The organism is Acinetobacter sp. V110_1 (assembly GCF_031798975.1).
Classification (GTDB): Bacteria; Pseudomonadota; Gammaproteobacteria; order Pseudomonadales; family Moraxellaceae; genus Acinetobacter; species Acinetobacter nosocomialis_A.
Genome location: NZ_JAVQNN010000030.1, coordinates 1,035,675 through 1,055,216, shown reverse-complemented (window position 1 = coordinate 1,055,216; position 19,542 = coordinate 1,035,675). Strand labels below are relative to the sequence as shown.

Annotated in this window: 21 protein-coding genes, 1 tRNA gene and 1 pseudogene; 11 read left to right on the top strand and 12 right to left on the bottom strand. The window is 37.8% G+C overall.

Annotation, left to right across the window (positions count from 1 at the left end; all coding sequences use genetic code 11):
- Positions 1 to 382 precede the first annotated feature (382 nt).
- The 5 genes and pseudogenes from benE to benA all read right to left on the bottom strand — a co-directional run bounded on the left by benE (position 383) and on the right by benA (position 5,408).
- Positions 383 to 1,576, bottom strand: a complete 1,194-nt coding sequence (benE, locus tag RMA95_RS15995; protein WP_311071835.1) for a benzoate/H(+) symporter BenE — start codon at positions 1,574 to 1,576, stop codon at positions 383 to 385.
- Positions 1,577 to 1,633: 57 nt separating this feature from the next.
- Entirely contained in the window at positions 1,634 to 2,419 is a 786-nt protein-coding gene (locus tag RMA95_RS15990; protein WP_311071833.1) for a 1,6-dihydroxycyclohexa-2,4-diene-1-carboxylate dehydrogenase, read from the bottom strand.
- Positions 2,420 to 2,440: 21 nt separating this feature from the next.
- Complete coding sequence (benC, locus tag RMA95_RS15985; RefSeq protein ID WP_017386347.1) at positions 2,441 to 3,457, bottom strand: benzoate 1,2-dioxygenase electron transfer component BenC; 1,017 nt, start codon at positions 3,455 to 3,457, stop codon at positions 2,441 to 2,443.
- Positions 3,458 to 3,509: 52 nt separating this feature from the next.
- Positions 3,510 to 4,029, bottom strand: a pseudogene (gene benB / locus RMA95_RS15980) (benzoate 1,2-dioxygenase small subunit).
- Positions 4,026 to 5,408, bottom strand: a complete 1,383-nt coding sequence (gene benA, locus RMA95_RS15975) for a benzoate 1,2-dioxygenase large subunit (RefSeq protein WP_004642043.1) — start codon at positions 5,406 to 5,408, stop codon at positions 4,026 to 4,028. Before benA ends, benB begins: the two are co-directional and overlap by 4 nt.
- A gap of 106 nt (positions 5,409 to 5,514) precedes the next feature.
- Here benA and RMA95_RS15970 point away from each other — a divergent pair, with 106 nt between their 5' ends.
- Positions 5,515 to 5,643, top strand: coding sequence for a hypothetical protein (locus RMA95_RS15970; RefSeq protein ID WP_080758582.1), 129 nt, complete (start codon positions 5,515 to 5,517; stop codon positions 5,641 to 5,643).
- 44 nt (positions 5,644 to 5,687) lie between these two features.
- Positions 5,688 to 6,647, top strand: a complete 960-nt coding sequence (locus RMA95_RS15965; protein WP_000423274.1) for a LysR family transcriptional regulator — start codon at positions 5,688 to 5,690, stop codon at positions 6,645 to 6,647.
- 49 nt (positions 6,648 to 6,696) lie between these two features.
- On the opposite strand, the gene RMA95_RS15960 is transcribed toward RMA95_RS15965, so the two are convergent.
- A complete protein-coding gene (locus tag RMA95_RS15960) occupies positions 6,697 to 6,897 on the bottom strand; it encodes a heavy-metal-associated domain-containing protein (protein WP_114204047.1) in 201 nt (66 codons plus the stop codon).
- Between the two features lie 166 nt (positions 6,898 to 7,063).
- On the opposite strand from RMA95_RS15960, the gene RMA95_RS15955 reads away from it, so the two are divergent.
- The 3 genes from RMA95_RS15955 to RMA95_RS15945 all read left to right on the top strand — a co-directional run bounded on the left by RMA95_RS15955 (position 7,064) and on the right by RMA95_RS15945 (position 10,447).
- Positions 7,064 to 9,535: a heavy metal translocating P-type ATPase gene (locus RMA95_RS15955; protein WP_311071830.1), complete on the top strand. Its 2,472-nt coding sequence runs from the start codon at positions 7,064 to 7,066 to the stop codon at positions 9,533 to 9,535.
- Positions 9,536 to 9,610: 75 nt separating this feature from the next.
- Entirely contained in the window at positions 9,611 to 10,012 is a 402-nt protein-coding gene (gene cueR, locus RMA95_RS15950) for a Cu(I)-responsive transcriptional regulator (RefSeq protein WP_004642046.1), read from the top strand.
- A 27-nt stretch (positions 10,013 to 10,039) separates the two neighbouring features.
- A complete protein-coding gene (locus RMA95_RS15945) occupies positions 10,040 to 10,447 on the top strand; it encodes a GFA family protein (RefSeq protein WP_311071826.1) in 408 nt (135 codons plus the stop codon).
- Positions 10,448 to 11,040: 593 nt separating this feature from the next.
- Here RMA95_RS15945 and RMA95_RS15940 read toward each other — a convergent pair.
- Both RMA95_RS15940 and RMA95_RS15935 read right to left on the bottom strand, forming a co-directional pair.
- Positions 11,041 to 11,397, bottom strand: coding sequence for a four-helix bundle copper-binding protein (locus RMA95_RS15940; RefSeq protein WP_263613310.1), 357 nt, complete (start codon positions 11,395 to 11,397; stop codon positions 11,041 to 11,043).
- Positions 11,398 to 11,875: 478 nt separating this feature from the next.
- Entirely contained in the window at positions 11,876 to 12,205 is a 330-nt protein-coding gene (locus RMA95_RS15935) for a hypothetical protein (RefSeq protein ID WP_311071824.1), read from the bottom strand.
- 451 nt (positions 12,206 to 12,656) lie between these two features.
- Between RMA95_RS15935 and RMA95_RS15930 the strand changes: the two genes are divergently transcribed.
- Together RMA95_RS15930 and RMA95_RS15925 are read left to right on the top strand one after the other, a co-directional pair.
- Positions 12,657 to 13,250, top strand: coding sequence for a LysE family translocator (locus RMA95_RS15930; protein ID WP_016804773.1), 594 nt, complete (start codon positions 12,657 to 12,659; stop codon positions 13,248 to 13,250).
- Positions 13,251 to 13,298: 48 nt separating this feature from the next.
- Positions 13,299 to 13,517 carry a hypothetical protein gene (locus RMA95_RS15925; protein WP_311071823.1) on the top strand — a complete coding sequence of 73 codons (219 nt, stop codon included), beginning with the start codon at positions 13,299 to 13,301 and terminating at the stop codon, positions 13,515 to 13,517.
- Positions 13,518 to 13,758: 241 nt separating this feature from the next.
- Here the strand turns inward: RMA95_RS15925 and xseB are convergent, their stop codons facing one another.
- Together xseB and xseA are read right to left on the bottom strand one after the other, a co-directional pair.
- Entirely contained in the window at positions 13,759 to 13,953 is a 195-nt protein-coding gene (gene xseB / locus RMA95_RS15920) for an exodeoxyribonuclease VII small subunit (protein ID WP_263613313.1), read from the bottom strand.
- The gene (gene xseA / locus RMA95_RS15915) at positions 13,946 to 15,208 is read right to left on the bottom strand and encodes an exodeoxyribonuclease VII large subunit (protein WP_311071821.1); all 1,263 of its coding nucleotides are present in this window, start codon (positions 15,206 to 15,208) and stop codon (positions 13,946 to 13,948) included. Before xseA ends, xseB begins: the two co-directional genes overlap by 8 nt.
- A 256-nt stretch (positions 15,209 to 15,464) precedes the next feature.
- On the opposite strand from xseA, the gene RMA95_RS15910 reads away from it, so the two are divergent.
- A tRNA-Met gene (locus tag RMA95_RS15910) sits at positions 15,465 to 15,541 on the top strand.
- A gap of 179 nt (positions 15,542 to 15,720) precedes the next feature.
- Positions 15,721 to 15,951, top strand: coding sequence for a hypothetical protein (locus tag RMA95_RS15905; RefSeq protein ID WP_025465682.1), 231 nt, complete (start codon positions 15,721 to 15,723; stop codon positions 15,949 to 15,951).
- 151 nt (positions 15,952 to 16,102) lie between these two features.
- Here RMA95_RS15905 and RMA95_RS15900 read toward each other — a convergent pair whose 3' ends face one another.
- Positions 16,103 to 16,774 carry a LexA family transcriptional regulator gene (locus tag RMA95_RS15900; RefSeq protein ID WP_002048763.1) on the bottom strand — a complete coding sequence of 224 codons (672 nt, stop codon included), beginning with the start codon at positions 16,772 to 16,774 and terminating at the stop codon, positions 16,103 to 16,105.
- Positions 16,775 to 17,403: 629 nt separating this feature from the next.
- Between RMA95_RS15900 and RMA95_RS15895 the strand changes: the two genes are divergently transcribed.
- Both RMA95_RS15895 and RMA95_RS15890 read left to right on the top strand, forming a co-directional pair.
- Positions 17,404 to 17,733, top strand: a complete 330-nt coding sequence (locus RMA95_RS15895; protein ID WP_272480772.1) for a hypothetical protein — start codon at positions 17,404 to 17,406, stop codon at positions 17,731 to 17,733.
- A 36-nt stretch (positions 17,734 to 17,769) separates the two neighbouring features.
- Positions 17,770 to 18,315 carry a glycosyl hydrolase 108 family protein gene (locus RMA95_RS15890; protein ID WP_311071818.1) on the top strand — a complete coding sequence of 182 codons (546 nt, stop codon included), beginning with the start codon at positions 17,770 to 17,772 and terminating at the stop codon, positions 18,313 to 18,315.
- Positions 18,316 to 18,408: 93 nt separating this feature from the next.
- Here RMA95_RS15890 and RMA95_RS15885 read toward each other — a convergent pair whose 3' ends face one another.
- Complete coding sequence (locus RMA95_RS15885; protein ID WP_263613319.1) at positions 18,409 to 19,026, bottom strand: LysE family translocator; 618 nt, start codon at positions 19,024 to 19,026, stop codon at positions 18,409 to 18,411.
- Positions 19,027 to 19,542: the final 516 nt, after the last annotated feature.

The following is a 19,542-nucleotide window of genomic DNA, read 5'->3' as shown; positions in this document are numbered from 1 at the left end:
CTTTAAGGTATTGTGCTTTTGTTGATTTAATTATTTGAAAAATATGTATTTATTTTTATTTTTTTAGCTGTCTTTGTTGTGTCTTTAAAATGGGGTTAAATATTGTATTATGAGAATTTTAAGGATTTTATAGATGTTTTTTTATAGATTTTATTGATGATAATCACAGCTAAAAATATACCTAAATTTATATTATGAGTTGAAGTAAAAATATAAAAACAAAATACTAAAGTCTATTATTTGATTATTTTAGAAATTGATCTTAAAAATGAAATTTAATCTATATTCAATAAAAAATCGCAAAATCAGAATTAGCAAATTATTTGCATCCTGATTTGGCGATTGAGGCTTTATTTTAGTGGCGGGTGCTTAGATAAAAAACTTAATTTGTGGCTGAAGTTGAACGTGGTGTGAGAATGAAATGGGCGATTACACCAATACAAATACCCCAAAAGACTGAGCTTAATCCAAGAAAATGCATGCCCGATGCTGTGGCTAAAAAGGTAATAAGAGCAGCATCACGTTGACTGTCATTTTTCATGGCAACAGAAATATTGGTGGCAATTGCTCCAAGCAAGGCTAAACCTGCCAGTGCTGCAACCAACTCTTTAGGAAGTAAGCTAAATAGCATGACAATACTGCCAGCAAATAAGCCTCCTAAAATATAAAAAATCCCATTGGCGATTCCTGCGATATAGCGTTTTTCTTTCAGTTCATGTGCATCTTTACCCATACATAAAGCTGCAGTAATTGAGGCAAGCACAATCGTAATACCACCGACACAGGCAACAGCTAAAGAGGCAATACTGGTGACAGTAATAATGGGTTTGGCTGGTGTGTCGTAACCGCTGAGTTTCATAATCGCCATACCTGGTAAAAATTGGCCGGTTAGGCTGACTAAAATGAGAGGAACAGCGAGGTTGAGTGTTGAGTTCCATGTCCATTCTGGGCTAATCCACTGTGGAATAGCTAAACTAAAACTTATATCAACCGGATTCATTTTTCCTAAAATAAGGCTCAATAAAACTCCAGCAGCTAACACCCAGATCATGGTGTAGCGCGGCATTAAACGTTTGGCAATTAAAAAGACAATGAGCATGCTAAAGACAATAAAAGGCATGCTATCAGACGCAGTAAATAGGCCAATACCGAATTGAAAAAGAATACCTGCCATCATGCCCGCAGCGACGTCTTGCGGAATCCACTTTAGTAACTTGTCGAAATAACCAGTAACGCCAATTAAAAAAATAACGATGGCGGAAGTAATATAGGCGGCTACCGCTTCATTCAACGAGATGTTTGGAAATAGGGTAACTAATAGGGCAGTGCCCGGTGCTGACCATGCGGTTATGACAGGAGTTTTATATTTAATCGAAAGATAAATACCTGAAACGGCGGCACCAATTGAGATTCCCCAAATCCATGACACCATCATGTCGGTGGACACATGGGCGCGCTGAGCAGCTTGGAAAAAAATAATCAGTGGGCCTGAGTAAGAAATTAAAACCGCAAGAAAGCCCGCAACTATTGCTGATATGGACCAGTCATTTTTTAATGTCTTGAACAGGGTCGCCATGTGTGATTGCCTCCATGCAAATCATGTTATTTACCCAATCATATAAAAAGATCAGGGTTAACCCTGATCTCCACCTCCGACTGAAATAACCGATCCGGTCATATAGGATGCTTCGTCTGATGCAAGAAATAAAATTGCATTTACTTGTTCTTGAATTGTGCCATAACGGCCCATAAATGTTCGATCTATGGTTTGATCAACCACTTGCTGCATCCAGTCTTTTTCATTTTGACTTAACGGATTAGCATTACGTGGTACTTTGCGAGGTGGGGCTTCGGTTCCACCCGTCGCAACAGCATTGACTCGAATTCCATCTTTAGCATGTTCAAAAGCAAGCGATGCTGTTAGAGCATTTACACCGCCTTTAGATGCTGAGTAGGGAATACGGTTAATACCACGGGTTGCAATTGAAGATACATTTACAATAACCCCCGATTGTTGCTTAATCATGGTAGGTAACACAGCGCGGCAGCACCATAAAGTTGGAAACAATGAGCGATTTACTTCCTTAATGATCTCTTCTTCAGAAAACTCTTCAAAAGGTTTCATCCAGATCGCGCCACCCACATTATTAATCAGGATATCTACCCGACCATAGTGTTCAATGGCTTTTGCAACTACCGCTTGCGCGCCTGCATAGGTTTCAAGGTCAGCATTAATCGTGACAGCATCGCCACCCGCGCTCTGAATTTCTTTGAGAACGTCTTCAATATATTCAGAGCGGTCAGCCATGATGACTTGGCCGCCTTCAGCTGCAACTTGCAGTGCCACGCCACGGCCAATACCTTGGGCACTACCCGTAACAATCACGACTTTATCGGTAAATCTTTGACGGTTTGACATAGATAACTTCTCCACCTTGAATTAGTTTGCAGAGAATTTTTCAAACAAGAAATTAGCAGGTTTGATATTTTCAGTTTCTAACCAGCCACGTACCGCTTCTACCATTGGTACTGGTCCACATAGATAAACATCGACGTCGCCACCGTTTAACCATTCACTTTCAATATGACCAGTGACATAGCCTTTACGCTCATGGTTGCTCTCAGGGCTTGCGACCACAGTTCGATATTCAAACCATGGGAATTTCGCCTGCAACTCATTGAGTTTTTCTAGAGCAACCAAATCAAAGTCATTGGTTACACCAAAGACTAAACGAACTGGCTGTTCTGAACCTTTTTCTTCAAGCACTTGTAGCATTGACATAAATGGGGCAATGCCAGTACCACCTGCGAGCATCAGCACTGGACGCGCTACATTACGTAAATAGAAGCTACCGAATGGGCCGGTAAATGTCATTTTGTCGCCAGCTTGGGCATTTTTACTCAAGAATTCACTCATTTTGCCGTTCGGTACGTTACGTACCACAAAGCCCGTTAAACGATTGCCCGGTTTTGAGCTAAATGAATATGAACGTGTTTCGCCAGTTTCAGGAATTGCAACGTTAACGTATTGGCCTGCAAGAAAATGAATATCCGGTTGACCTTCATCAAGTTGAATATCAAATGTGATGGTTGAGTCTGATAAATTTTCAACGCGAGCTAATGTGCCTTGGAAGCTATGAATTGCAGTTTTACAAACATCTGACGAGGCTTGAATTTGAAATACAGCATCTGAGGTTGGGCGACATTGGCAAGCAAGAATATAACCTTGCTCAGCTTCTTCTGGTGTTAATGCATCTTCAATATAGGTTTCTTCTGGCATGTCATAACTACCGGACTCGCAAAATGCGCGGCAAGTTCCACATGCACCGTCACGGCAATCCAAAGGAATATTAATTTTTTGGCGATAGGCTGCGTCAGATAGGGTTTCGCCTTGAGCTACGTTAATGAAACGTGTAACACCATCTTCAAATTGAAGTGCGATATTGTGGTTTGACATGGCATGTATCCTACAAAATATTTGAAACTTTTACCCTCAGCCAACAGTCCGTTTAACTGAGGGGGTATGTCTTAAAGGTGGTAGATATCAATGACTTGGTTGATGTAGTCATTTTTCAAAACGACATACTTGCTCAAGATCTTTGGTTGATCACCTGAAAAATCGATCACATAACGTGACATACCGAAATAGCTGTAATTTGTCTTGTAACGGAAACTCAAGGTATTCCAGTTAAAGCGAACCGTGACTTTGTCGCCGTCGCGCTCTACGACTTCAACGTTGGCAATATTGTGGCTTGTGCGTGTGTCTGGCATGGTTGCAGATGAACGCTCAGTTTTAATACGGAACACACGATCTTCTAAACCTTGACGGTCTGGGTAATAAATAAGTGAAATTTCAGATTGTGGATTTTCAGTTAATTTATCGTCATCATCCCAAGCTGGCATCCAGAAAGAAGCTTCGGGTGCATAGCATGCAATCCAGTCATCCCATTGTTCATCATCTAAAAAGCGAGCTTCACGATAGAGAAACTGAGCAATATTTTCTAAAGTTGCTTTGTCTTGAGCGCTCATGCTGTTTCTCCCTGATCAGCAATTTCTTTCTCTGATGCAATTGCGTGTTTCATGGTTTCTAACCAATATTGATGTTGGGCAAGGTAAAGACCTTCATCTTCTGTTTTGATACCACTTAACATTGGTTTTAAACCAATTTCGTTTGCTGCATCATCTGGTCCATAAATCCAATGTTTTGAACCACGGCACATGTCATTCCATTCAAGTGCGATACCTGCGTAGCCTGCCTGACAAGCGCGGAATTCTTCTAAATCGTCTGGCGTTGCCATGCCTGAAGCATTAAAGAAATCTTCATATTGACGGATACGACGTGCACGAGCTTCAGGTGCTTCACCTTTAGGTGCGATACAGTAAATGGTGACTTCGGTTCTATTGACAGAAAGTGGGCGAAGTACACGAATTTGTGAACCGAATTGATCCATCAAATAAACGTTTGGATAGAGACACAAGTTGCGTGAACGCTCAATCATCCATTTCGACATTGCTTCACCGTATTTTTCGGTGTATTCGTCTGCTTTCGGGAAGTTTGGACGGTCTTCTGGGTTTGCCCATTGTGTCCAAAGCAACATGTGGCCATTTTCAAAGCCATATGAGCCACCGCCTTGTTTACCCCAAGAACCTGCACTCATCGCACGGATGTTATCGGCAGCTTGAGTTTCTTTACGGTGTTGAGTTGTTGCAGCATAGTTCCAGTGAACAGCAGAAACGTGGTAACCATCGGCACCATTTTCAGCAGTGAGTTTCCAGTTGCCTTCGTAGGTATAAGTAGATGAACCACGTAAAACTTCTAAACCATGTTCAGACTGGTCAACAATCATGTCGATGATTTTGGTGGTTTCACCCAAGAACTCTTCAAGCGAAGGAACATCAGGATTTAAGCTGCCAAACAAAAAGCCTTTATAGTTCTCGAAGCGAGCTACTTTTTTAAGGTCGTGTGAGCCGTCTTGATTAAAACAGTCAGAGTAACCAGCTTCGCTTGGATCTTTAACTTTTAGAAGTTTGCCTGAGTTGTTAAAAGTCCAGCCATGGAAAGGGCAGGTATATGTTGCTTTGTTACCACGCTTGTGACGGCAAAGTTGTGCTCCGCGGTGTGAACACGCATTGATCATGGCATTCAATTCGCCGTTACGGTTGCGGGCAATAATGACTGGCTGACGACCAATGTGAGTGGTGTAGTAGTCATTATTATTTGGAATTTGGCTTTCGTGTGCTAAGTAAACCCAATTACCTTCGAAGATGTATTTCATTTCGAGGTCAAATAGGGCTTCGTCAGTAAATACTGAGCGATGAAGTTTAAATTCACCTGTATCGATGTTATCTACAAGTAATTCATCAATACGGTCAAGATGGCTAGTATTGATTACAGGAATACGTGGCATGTCCGTTCTCCGACTTTCCAAAAGTGTGGAAGTCACCAAGGCCTTAGCTACGATCTACAAGGTCTTGATATCCTAATATTGTCAATGAAGCGCATGAGTGCGCTGGGTGTTTAACCGTGAATTGATGAAGATGAATCACTGGAAGATTGGCAAGAAGGCTTTTCACAAAGCAATTCATCACTTCATCGGTTTGTTGCTTGTATATACCTTAAAAGAATGGTTAAACTGTGTCTAAGACTGAATTTGCATTTTTTTATATCTTAAAGGTATGGATGCCTGATGGAACTAAGACACTTACGGTATTTTGTGGCTGTTGTTGAAGAGCAGAGCTTTACAAAAGCTGCGGAAAAACTATTTATTGCTCAACCACCTTTGAGTCGACAGATTCAAAATTTGGAAAGTGAGCTTGGAATTCAACTGTTTGAGCGTGGAAGCCGTCCTTTACAGACAACCCCAGCCGGACATTTCTTTTATCAGCACGCCCTTAAACTTTTGTCGAATGCTGAAGAAATAAAAAGTATGACCAAACGTATTGGACTGATTGAACGTAGTGTGACGATTGGTTTTGTTGGGTCTTTACTCTATGGCTTACTGCCTCGAATCATTTATTTATTTCGACAACAACAACCTCATTTGAATATTCAATTGATGGAGTTAAGTACGACCGAACAACTACAGGCATTAAAAGAAGGACGTATTGATGTTGGATTTGGACGCTTAAGAATTAGTGATCCTGCGGTGAGAAGAATTCTTTTACGTAAAGAGCGTTTGGTAGTGGCAGCACATACCAGCCATCCAATTGCACAGCGCACGGAAGGGGTATATCTAGCTGACTTGATTGATGAAAAGATGTTTATGTATCCCACTTCGCCGAAACCCAATTTTTCGACCCAGCTTTTGAATATTTTTGCCGAACATAGTTTGGTTCCAAAAAATATGCATGAGATACGAGAGATTCAGTTGGCTTTGGGCTTAGTGGCAGCGGGAGAAGGGATCTGTATTATTCCAGCAAGTGCCGATACCATTCGGTTTCCACACTTAAACTATATTCCGATTTTAGATAACGGCGCAGTCAGTCCGATTTTTATTACTGCTCGTGCAATGGACCGAAGTGAAGACTTACAATCATTGTTCGATTGTATTTATCAGGTTTATGACTTGGAAGGGATACCTTATCAGCGAACTGTCTTTACACTCGATCAGAACCCGATAGATGATTCAAACGGTATCGATTTTTAAATAAAGAGAATGCATAGCCTCAAAGGTTGAAGCTATGCGGTTTTATATCTTATTGCACTTTCGCTGGGAAACCATCTTCTTCAAGTGCTTCGGTAATTTTATCGACGCTTTCACTGCTTTCAACAGTCACAATTTTGCTCGCTAAGTCTACATCTACTTTTGCATTTGGATCGATGTCCTGAATTGTTGCTGTCACACCACGTGCGCAGCCACCACAAGTCATATTTTCAATAAGTAGTTTCATGTTCATACTCCATCAAGAATGAGATGTTTGTTTGGATAACACTGAGTCTAAACCTTGTCATGATTGTAAGGTCAAGACCAAATTTTTAAAAAAATATGCTTGACCTTCCCATGATGGGAATCTGTATGCTCAATACAGAATATTAAATTTTGCAGATTTGCAGAGGTGTTTGATGGACTCAAAAAACACGAAATTGCCAGCATATAGTGAAACACTTCCAATCGAAGGCATGACCTGTGCCTCGTGTGTAGGTCGTGTCGAAAAAGCACTTAAGAAAGTTGAAAATATTGAGATTGCCAATGTTAATTTGGCAACAGAAAAAGCCGTTGTTTATTCAAATCAACCGATTCAGCGCGAAGCACTGGTTAAAGCAGTTGAACGAGCAGGTTATGATGTTCCAAAAGCTGCACCAGTAGAATTGTCTATTGAGGGCATGACCTGTGCATCTTGTGTTGCACGTGTTGAAAAAGCCCTTAAAAAAGTAGATGGCGTTCAAGAAGCTACCGTCAACTTGGCAACAGAGCAGGCTTGGGTGCAGGCAGATTCATCAGTCAATGTCGAAGACTTAATTCGCGCTGTTAAAAAAGCAGGTTACGACGCAAAAGCATCAAAAAAAAATCAAGATGAGCAACTCGACAAAAAAGCGTCAGAGTTAGATCAGCTTAAAAAAGATTTGATCATTTCGGTTGTATTGGCTTTACCTGTGTTTATTTTGGAAATGGGTTCACATCTCATTCCAGCTTTTCACATGTGGGTCATGCACACCATTGGTCAATATAATAGCTGGCTTTTACAGTTTGTTTTAACCACATTAGTACTCGTTTTCCCTGGTCGCCGTTTTTACCAAAAAGGGATTCCAGCCTTATGGCGTTTAGCGCCCGATATGAACTCGCTAGTCGCTGTTGGAACTTTAGCTGCCTACAGTTTCTCAGTCGTGGCAACCTTTATGCCGCAGGTTTTACCACAAGGCACGGTCAATGTTTACTTTGAAGCGGCTGCTGTAATTGTCAGTTTAATTTTACTCGGACGTTATTTTGAAGCCAAAGCCAAAGGACGAACCTCGCAAGCTATTCAACACCTAGTAGGAATGCAGCCAAAAACAGCCCGTATTCAGCGTGACGGTCAAGTTGTGGAAGTTGCAGTTGCCGAAGTGGTCAGTGGAACTATTGTAGAAATTCGTCCGGGTGAACGTGTGCCAGTCGATGGGGAAGTAGTCGAAGGGCACAGCTACATTGATGAATCTATGATTACGGGTGAGCCTGTTCCTGTTGAAAAGAAAATAGGAGAGCAGGTGGTCGGTGGTACGGTCAATCAAAACGGAACACTGAACATTCGGGCAACCGCTGTTGGTTCTTCTTCTGTACTTTCACAAATTATTCGCATGGTTGAACAAGCCCAAGGTTCTAAACTTTCGATTCAGGGTTTGGTCGATAAAGTCACCATGTGGTTTGTACCGGCTGTCATGCTAATTGCTGCAATTACTTTCTTGGTCTGGTTTATTTTTGGGCCAGAACCTGCGCTCACTTTTGGTTTGGTGAATGCTGTTGCGGTACTGATTATTGCGTGTCCATGTGCGATGGGACTCGCAACACCAACTTCTATTATGGTTGGTACTGGACGTGGTGCTGAGTTAGGTGTCTTGTTCCGTAAAGGTGAAGCTTTGCAGCTTTTACAAGAAGCACAGGTAGTTGCCGTTGATAAAACGGGCACACTGACCGAAGGTAAACCGACACTGACTGACTTTAATGTGCAATCTGGCTTTGAACGTAAACAAGTGCTGACTTTAGTGGCTTCGGTCGAAGCTAAGTCTGAACACCCGATTGCTCTCGCGATTGTTCAAGCAGCAGAAAATGAAGGCCTAAACCTATTACCAGTAACAGCATTTAACTCGATTACAGGTTCAGGTATTGAAGCGGAAGTTTCAGGCCAAAAAGTACAAATTGGTGCAGATCGTTATATGCACCAACTTGGTTTAGATACCAGCTCATTCCAAGCGATTGCTGCTCAGTTAGGTGAAGAAGGTAAAACACCGCTTTATGTTGCTATCGATCAGAAACTTGCAGCAATTATTGCCGTGGCAGATCCAATTAAAGAAACAACCTATGCTGCGATTGAGGCCTTGCATCAATTAGGTCTTAAAGTTGCCATGATTACAGGAGATAACCGTCATACGGCGCAAGCGATTGCTAAGAAGTTGAACATTGATGAAGTTGTGGCAGAGGTTTTACCCGACGGCAAAGTGGACACAGTTCGCCAACTGCAAAAACAATATGGTCGTTTGGCTTTTGTTGGTGATGGTATTAACGACGCACCAGCCTTGGCGCAAGCAGATGTTGGCTTAGCCATTGGTACAGGAACAGATGTTGCTATTGAAGCTGCCGATGTGGTGCTGATGTCAGGGAGTTTAAAAGGCGTACCGAACGCAATTGCGTTAAGTAAAGCCACCATGCGAAACATACGTCAAAACCTGTTCTGGGCATTTGTATATAACGTTGCACTTATTCCAATTGCAGCAGGTGCACTATATCCAGCATTTGGTGTGTTACTTTCACCTATGTTTGCAGCAGGCGCGATGGCACTTTCTTCGGTTTTTGTTTTAGGCAATGCATTACGCTTAAAACGTTTTCATGCGCCAGTACAGTAAGGGTGCTGAAAATCAACTTTTGGTTTAAGATCATGACAGCAGGTCTTAAACCAAATTTGATATTTGAGGTGTGAGATGAATATCGGTCAGGCATCCAAACATTCGGGCATTTCAGCGAAAATGATTCGCTACTATGAAGAAATCGGTTTACTTGAAGCAGCTCAGCGTTCTGCTTCTGGCTATCGCATTTATTCAGAAACAGATCTTAAAACTTTAAACTTTTTAAAACATGCCCGAGAGTTAGGTTTTTCATCTGAACAGATGAAAGAGCTTATTTCGCTTTGGAAAAATACCGATCGGCAGAGTGCAGAGGTGAAAGCCTTAACCGTAAAACACATTGCCGAATTAAAACAGAAAATTGCCCATCTACAAGAAATGGTCAATATTTTGCAGGCTTCAGCCGATGATTGCTGCGGTAACCAACAAGCTTCTTGTGCCATCTTAGATCATATTGAAAAAGGTGTGGGTGTAAGCTAAAACTTATTAAAATAAAAAGGAAAAATGATGACTTATACAGCTTCTTGTCTTTGTAATGGCATTCAATTCAACATTAATGCCGAATTAGAGCCCATCATGGTTTGTCATTGTAAACAATGCCAAAAAGCCCAAGGTGCTGCTTTCGCTGCCATTACTCAAGTACAAAAAAGTGATCTAAATATTGTACAGGGTGAAAACCTGTTACAGGCTTATTTTGCATCGCCTAATAAAAAGAGAGTGTTCTGTAAAACCTGTGGTTCACCTGTCTGGAGTGAACGTCTAGATAAACCTGATGTAGTGCGTTTAAGGGTAGGACTCATTAATGAACAAATATCGACATCAGTCATTTCTCATGCTTTTGTGTCTTCAAAAGTGAAGTGGTATCCAATTTGCGATAGTGCTCGCCAATATCAAAATGGGGTAGAAAACCCTTAAATATTAAGGTTGGATTGTATTTTATTCATTTGTAAAAAAACGTGAACAGCACTAGCCATGAATAAATAATGTGCTATAACTGTACTTAAGGTAATCGTAATATCTCCTCGATCCACAGGGAAACTTGGGACAGGGCAAAAGATACGATAAGACCTTACATATAGCTAGCAAAGAGCATGTAAGAAATGGATAGACACAAATCTTAGATTGCTCACCGTTGCAGAAAAGCCCGTGAAACGGGCTTTTTTAATGCCTGTAAAAGCTATTTCTTATTTGTGAAGATCATAGATTTTTAAACTATTTATGAAAAAGTAATGTAAAAATAACAAAATATTTTAAATATACAGACTATTCTGTATTGCAATTTATTTTTATTAAAGGTACATTGAGTCAACGGTTTAAAGTTCAAGCTTAATAATGAACTCATGGTCGTTGTGGGAGATCTAAGAGCCTGCATTTTCCCCAAGATGCGGGTTTTTTTTATGCCTAAAGAAAAGTATTTATTTATCTCATCTAAAATTTTAATTTTCTAATTTTTAAATTTTTAAAACCTACGAGCCGAATAGATCGTAGGTTTTTACGCTAACTAGAAGTTAAGCACGATATGCCTGACAAGCTTGGGCACATGCTAAACATGCTTTTGCACAAATCTGGCAATGCTCATGTTCGTGTTTACTACATTCAGCTGCGCAAAGTTGGCATGCACTGGCACATAATTGCATAGCTTGTTCAGCAAGCTCCGAATGTCTTAACTCTAAAGATGTGCATAGCTGACAGGTTTCTACACACGTTAAACAGTGTTTAATACATTCACGCATCATATGCACATGTTCTTCTTGTAAACATGCTGAGGCACAATGTTTACAAGCAAACATACATTCAATGCATGCTTGAATAGAGGTAGATGCTTGACTAAACAGAGAAGGGGTTGGTTCTTGTGAGCTATTCATTTTAATATTCTCCTTTTGAAAGGCTATTATTAAAAAACCGAATATTTTTATCTTTTTTCATTTTATAAAATCATTTTTCCTATAGGGCACTTTGAAATGAAAGGTCTACAAATGCTCAATAAGTGATTAACTTCGTATAAGAATGTTACATGTACTTTTCTAATTAAAGTTTTGAAAAATGATGAAGTACGAAGAAAAAACTCTTCAAACAAGACATAAAATTTATTTCGATATAATACTTTTGGCTAATTTTTTAATGAATGAAAATTAGGCAAATTATCAGTGTGAACTTTAAGGGCACACGTAATGGAAAACATTGAACAGTACGCTCACGGAGCTGAGCATGAAGTCCACGTACACTGCAAACGATCATTAAGTACATTAATACTGAGCCTGTTTGTGTTAATTGCGACTGGTCGTTAAACGAAAAAGCACCCAAGGGTGCTTTTTCCGTATCTACTGACTTTGCTAGATAATTTTAAGAGCTTATAAAGCCGCGCCGTTTTTTATAGGCCTTACGATCATAAGAGGGTATATTGGACTTTTGAAGGTCAATAGCTAGTTGTTTCTTACGTTGAAATTGCACTTCATTTAAAAGTGCATCATAGATTTTGGGACGGTCAGTTTTAAACTTTTCTACATCCAATGGAATTTTACTTTCCTCTTTAACAATATACAAAACAGAACCATTGGCATTCGTTTCATATATTGTCCAACCAACCCGTACTGTATAAAGACCGGTTTTCTGATCCTTTCCTAAATAAGATTTAAAACCATCCGGATGTGGGCGAACATAAGCATTCATCATGCATCCTCCATCAACTATTTAATTCGATGAAAGCGGCGATTAATGAATTGATGGGGAACAATACATCTATTCAGTAAAATCACGATTTTCACTTGTATATATATTGATCAATTTAGCAATTTCAAGGCGTATGATATTTCTTTTCGATGGAGGGAAAATAAGAGAAGTTGATTGAAAAGTACTCAAAAATAACGATTTAATTTTAAAAAATAAATCATTATGCAGTTAGAAGTCATTTTTTAAATTAGAGTAGTATTTTTAAAAATGTGTGACGCATTTTGCAAATTAAAAATTAAATAAATTATAATGAACCAAGATTCACTTTTTAATAAGCTACTAATTTTAAAAAATAAAAATTATTTGTAATATTTCTTGTTACAACGATTTTGTCGACAATATAGGACTGTTTTTGACATATTTCGCCTAGCGTAATCAATCGAGTTTTTAGCCTATGGTGTCATTTTTGTTTATTGGGCTTGTGGTCACTATTTTGCTGACTCCAGGACCAACAAATACATTATTAGCCTCGGCTGGCATACAGGCAGGGGTAAAGCATTCACTTAAGTTAATTCCGGCAGAGGTAATAGGTTACCTAATCGCAATTACCTCTTGGGGTGTTTTACTTGAGTCAGTATCTCATTTCATTCCATGGCTTCCAGCCATATTAAAGCTGATCAGTGCGGGTTTCATCCTTTATCTTGCTTTTAAACTCTGGATGACATCCACTGAAGATATTAAATTAGACCGACCACTCATTACGCCAAAAGCTTTATTTCTTGCAACACTTTTAAACCCGAAAGCTTTACTCTTTGCTTCGGCGATTTTTCCACATGCAGCGTGGGAAAATCCGCATTTGTATTTTATTCACATTGTTGTCTTTTTATCTTTAATTACTCCAATTGCTTTTTTATGGATTATGTTTGGAACAGTCCTTATTTCAAATAAAGTAACTTGGTTAAATCAACGCAATTTACAACGTACAGCTGCATTTATTTTAACTTTCTTTGCCATGCCAATCGGCTATTCTGCGATTAGCTCATTTTAAACTTAACCCATTATTTATATTAAAAAATTTATTTTTCAGGAGATTTTTATGAAAAGATTAAAAGTAATTATCAAGGACCAATTTGATAAAGAATTAATTGCTTTGGCAAAAGTTAGACCCATGAATGACCATGTGCTTGAGCTTCATAAAAGTGTAGAACATATTGAAATTGATGATGAGATTATTCTACCCAACATGGATTTACTTTATGAAAATCCAAAAGATGGGAAAATTTATAAACTAGTTGGTCCATTCAGTGAGGAATAACTCTTAAATTAAATTTAACAATAACCATGAGTTGACTTTGTGTTTTTAGGGCCTTAGATGGTGAAAATTAAGCCAAACTAACGTATAGACACAATTAAAATATTGAACATCGAAAGTCGTTATGGGACTATGTTTTTGCAAAAATGTGACCTAATCCTCATTTTTGCATTTCAGGACTAAGTGGTGTTCACTAAGCCCATTTCTTCAATGAGAAGTAGAAATGGGCTTTTTTTATTGCAAATTATTCTTTAAATGTTTCATCTAAAGCTTGTTGAACAGCTTCGATTCGAGATTTACACGCTTTATAAGCACTAATCGATTCTTCAACAATTTTCATTAAATTATCAATATCTGGGCTTTCCTGAGACTCAAGTAATTCAGCATTTCGTTTTAAGATGGCATGACCTTCTTTGAAAGACAGTTCTTTTTCATTCATTAGGAATTACCTCTGTAATATTGGCCTCAATAACACCATCTTGCATTTCAATAGTAACGGCCGAGCTTGAGATTTGATGAACAGAACGAATTGCTTTGCCTTCAGATCTTACAATTGCATAGCCTTTGGCTTGAATCTGTTTCGGGTTTTGCAGAAGAATTTCTCGCATAAGCGCTTCGGTTTGTGTTAAAGAAAATTTAACCTGTTGCTGTGAAACAAATTGAATGCGTTCTTTCATTTGTTCGAGGAACTGGTGAGCAGAATTAAGTTGGCCTTGGGCAGAAGATTTAATATGTTGTAAATATTGATCACTCTTACTTTGATAAGTCGTAATTTGATGTTGAGACAAAAGTTTAATTGTTTGTAGGTTGTCTACAGCTTCTTGTACACGTTCAACAATATGGTTGCGAATACCCGCAATCACTTTACTTGGAGTATCAAACGAACGGTGTGCGATCTCATCAAGGATGGTACGGTCTTTTTCATGTCCGATACCAACCCAAATCGGTACGCTACGTTTACAGAGTAGGGCCGCAAGCTCATAATCATTTAAATAAGCTAAGTCATTTACAGCACCACCACCACGAATAATTACAATCAGATCGGGTGGAAAGTTATAACTATTTGCCCATTGCTTTAACCCTGTTGCCAATGACTCCATAAGGCTAATGGCAGCCGTATTTCCCTGAAAGGTGGCACTTTGATAAACAAAATGGCAAACCCCATTTCGCTCAAGGGCATCTGCATCTTTTTTAAAGTCCCCCAAACCTGCAGCATTTTGAGGAGCAATCACTAAAACATTTTGAATATCAAAAGGAGTAGGGAGAAGTTTATTCTTATGAATTAAACCTTCTTGAGTTAAACGCTCCACAATTTGTTGATAACGTTTTGCAATTTCCCCAAGTGTAAAACTTGAGTCAATCTCTTCTATATTGACTGAAAATCCATATTGCGGATCAAAACGCGCTCTAATTTTAATTAAAACGTTTAAGTCACTTGCTAACTCAATTCCTGTTTCTCGTTCAAACTTAAGAACAATTTTACTCGCTGAAAATTTCCAAATGGTTGCTTTACAACTGGCGATGACTTTATCCGTATCTGCATCTTTCTCTGCAAGCTCTAAATAGTAATGTCCACCTTTAATATTTAAATTACGAATCTCTGCTCTAACCCATACCGGTTCGTCAAATGTCAGGCGTATCACTTCCTGCACAGTGCCGAGATATTCGCTGAGTGAGAACTGGGGATCAGACATATAAACTATAAATAATTGGATGAAACTAGATAGTATAAAAGCTATCCAAGCAAGGCAATTGATGTCTATGAATATCGGGTTCTATTTAAAATAAATACAACAATTTAAAGAACTAAAAGTTAGAAATTGATATGCTAATTTAGACTAAATGGTTAAAATGAAAAATTAATAAAAAGATAATTGTTAATAATTACAACCGATTAAAAAATAAAGTTTGCTTTATAAAATATATAGGCGTATAAAGCTTACTTCCAATTGCGGGGTGGAGCAGTCTGGTAGCTCGTCGGGCTCATAACCCGAAGGTCGTTGGTTCAAATCCGACTCCCGCATCCAAAAATATTATGCTCTGTGATGTACTACTTTTCGTGATACGAACTCATGAAAAGCAATTAGCTTATAAATAACCCTATATCAAGCTAAATATTAAATTCTAGACGAATTGTCCATACCTTAAATCTAGCGTTCTAATTAAATACCGTCAAATCACATGAGCTCAGTAATGAGTGAATACGATTGTGAATATAGTAAATGAGTGGCAAATTGCCACAGCCGTAAATGGCAATGAAATTAATGTGAGGATCATTCCTCATGTGCGTAAGCAAAACTCACTTGATGGCTATCGTTGGGTAGAGGTTGGAAAGAAAATTCAGCTTCAAACTGGTGAAGAAATTGAGTTGAACCAAGATGGTAAAAGCTTCTATGCCGGATTTAATCAACTTTATCGTTTAAATACATATTGTTGATAAAACTATGGTAATAAAGCAAAAAAACCTATCCCTTTTAAAAGAGATAGGTTTTTTTATATCTAATGGAAAAATAAATAATTAAAGTTATAAACAAGTAAACTACATGAAAGCGATGAAATTATTATTTTAACTATATTTAATAACTAAATTAACCGGCCCGCCAGAACTGACGGCCCATCACTTTAAAGTTTTTTCCGTTCTCTTCAGTGACACGGCGATCTCTAAATTTTTCATTTAAGCTATGCAAAATTAAAGAGCCATCTGCTTCTTTAAAAATTTGTTTAATCATTCCCTCGCCAGCGAAATAAACTGCATAGATTTCTCCATCAATCACTTCTGTTTGGGAAATATCAATACCGACCAAATCTCCATCTTTGATGTAATCGGTCATGCTATCGCCCTTAGCTTTAATAATGCGCATGCATTCCTGAGGAACACGCTTTTCTTTAAAGAAAGAAGCAGGGAAAGGAATTTTTCCATTAATTGCATCAAAATGAAATTCGATTGATTCGCCTGTACCACAAGAAAAACTTGCTTCAACGACTTCAATCCACACATATTGATCTACTACATCACTACTGACAACGGTAGGACTAAATACATCACTTTCTCTAAAAGAATCTTCTGTGTTACCAGTAGTGAGCCAATAAGCGTCTACACCTAAAAACTGTGCAATGAGTGGAAGAAAAGCAGATTTTAAGTTCTTTCCCGATTCTAAAGCTTGATAAGCAGGCTGAGACATTTTTACTGCTTCAGCAACTTCTGCCTGAGTTTTCTTAGCTTTAATCCTTGAATCTTTTAAACGGTCTTTAAGAGCCATAATGATCGCACCAGCTAACTTATAACAAATATATAACTTAAGTTATATCTAGTAAAACAACTGTAGTTATTGACTAATAATAACTATAGTTATAATATCAGTTATAAGAACTCATTGATAGAACGAATCAAATATTTTACTTAAGTATATTTTTAATTTTTATCAATGGCTTAGTAAGTAGTGATATTTATTCTGCCTCACTGGACGACAGAATATAAAAAATGGCGATAGTGAATCAGTGGTAGAGATCGGCTATCAAAAACAAAAAATGAAATAAAAAAAGCCCGATTCCGTGGATCAGGCTTAATGTTCGTCGATAAAGGGTATCAAGAACATGAAGAATCTAACAAAGAATTTAATGGCTCACAAAAGTTTCCGATATACGGCAGCGTGTTATCTCAACTTTTTGGTCAAAAAAAGATAAGTCATTGATGTATGCCAGTTTTAAGAGAAAAAAGAACGGCTAAGCTAACTGTGGTTGTGTAGCAGATTTTTATAAAAATATGAGAAATAACAATGGAGTAATCAAGATTATTTTTCAAATTTTAAGTATGAGACAGGATTAAATTATGGAAAATTTTTTAACATTAAATGGACTAGCTTCTGCTTTTAAGCTTTATGGTACGGTCATGATGATTGCTTTAGCTGTGAGCTTAGTCGTAGCAGTGGTTCTAATCATGCGTTTTCCTCGTTCACCTCAAGAATGGGTAGTCGGTTTGATTTGCACTATTGTCTCAAGCTTGACTGGTGGCTCATTCATTATCATGAAATGGGACTTGCATGAATGGGTGACAGATATATGGGGCATGATCACTTTAGGTGGATTCTTCTTTATTTGTGGCTTACCTGGCTGGGCAATTGTGAGATGGATATTTAACTTCATTAATAAACAAGAAGGGAAAACCATTGTTGAAGTAATGAAAGACTTAAAAAAAGCAAAAGATGATATTCAAAGTTAATACCTAACAATGAGTTTTATAAATGAGGACAATCCCATGAATATTGAACAATATTTAGATGCACTTATAAAACGTGAAGGTAGTTATGTAAATGACGTCCTTGACTCTGGCCATGCTACTAAATATGGCATTACGCAAGCAGTTGCACGTAATTATGGATATCAAGGTGAAATGAAGGATTTACCTTTAGAGATCGCAAGAGATATTTATAAGAACCAATATTGGCTTGAGCCGCGATTTGATCAAGTTAATTTGATTAGTCCGATCATTGCTGAAGAGCTACTCGATACAGGAGTAAATTGCGGTATTGGTTTTACAAAACCACTTCTACAGCGTGCTTTGAACTTGTTAAACCGGCAAGGGAAAGAAGGTTGGGCGGATCTTAAATTGGATGGGGAATATGGACCCTCTACATTACAGGCTTTATCAATCTATATAAAGAAGCGCGGTAATGAAGGTGAACGGGTATTAGTACGTCTTCTGAATATTATGCAAGGCCAACGCTATATTGCAATTACCGAGAAAAATCCAAAGTATGAGCAGTTCTTTTATGGATGGCTTGCTAACCGTGTGAACTTATAAAAAGACCAACTTGTTAGAGCTGTTTTTAAGCATATAGGCTACAAAACATTTAACAAGCTGGTCCATTCTGCTTTTTATAGGAGTACAAACTTTTTATTGAGTAATAAGTAAAATAGCGAGAAGAAAGAAAATACAACCACTGACTTTATTCAGTTTTGCAAAATTATTTCCGGCAAGCATTTTCTCTTTAAAAATAGAAGAAAAGTTGGCATAAACTAAATGAATCAAAAATCCAATAAAACAAAAGGTTAAAGATAAAACCAGAAACTGATTTAATATTTCTTTTTTAATATCAATAAACTGTGGAAAAAGGGCAATGAAAAAGACAATTGTTTTTGGATTAAGTAGTGAAGCAAACAATCCTTGATAGAAAAGTTTTGATTTCTTTATACCTTTCTCATCATGTTCAGTTTCGAGTAAATCTTGTGTTGGGGATTTTTTTATGAAATTTTTATAGCCTAAATACATAAGGTAAAAGGCCCCAATAAACTTTAAGACCGTGAAGATCGTAGGATTACTGGTAATGATAAGCCCGACTCCACTTGCAGAAATCACAGCGATAATGAACATACCAATGATTAAACCGCTAATACCGAATAAAGCGGTACGGACACCATAGTTAATTGAATTTGTTACTGTAAATAAAACGCCTGGTCCTGGGCTTGATAATGTAAGAAAAGCAATGGTTATAAAAACTAAGAGACCATTCACGGAGTTACTTCCTGTTTATCATCAACATGTTAAGCTGCACACGTACTTTAAAGTAGAATAGGTGAAGTGTATATAGACAAGTCTGTATATTTTATAAAAAAGTAAAATATTTTAATTATTCCTAAAAGTAAGTGTTTGAGCTTATAGCAAAGCTTAAAAATCTATAGAAGACAAAATTTTATCTTGTAAAAAATAAGATATATTTAATTAATATATTGATGTTAAATCAATAAAATAACTTGTAAATAATTTTTTAAAATCAATGAACAAGATAAGAATGGAGGGTCTTAAATTAAGTAAAAAATCAATTAATCAAGATAGAGATTGCAATTCGTTAAGAAGCGTGTATAGTCGACTTTAACTACAAAAATATTCATGTAACCCTAAATCTCTCTTTTCGCAGTTTTATTTATAATCCTCCGTATATTATTAGATATTTAAGTAGAGTGTATATTTTTTAGTTCAATTGGTTCACCCAATAACAAATGATAATGTTTTTAAAAAATTAGGATTAAT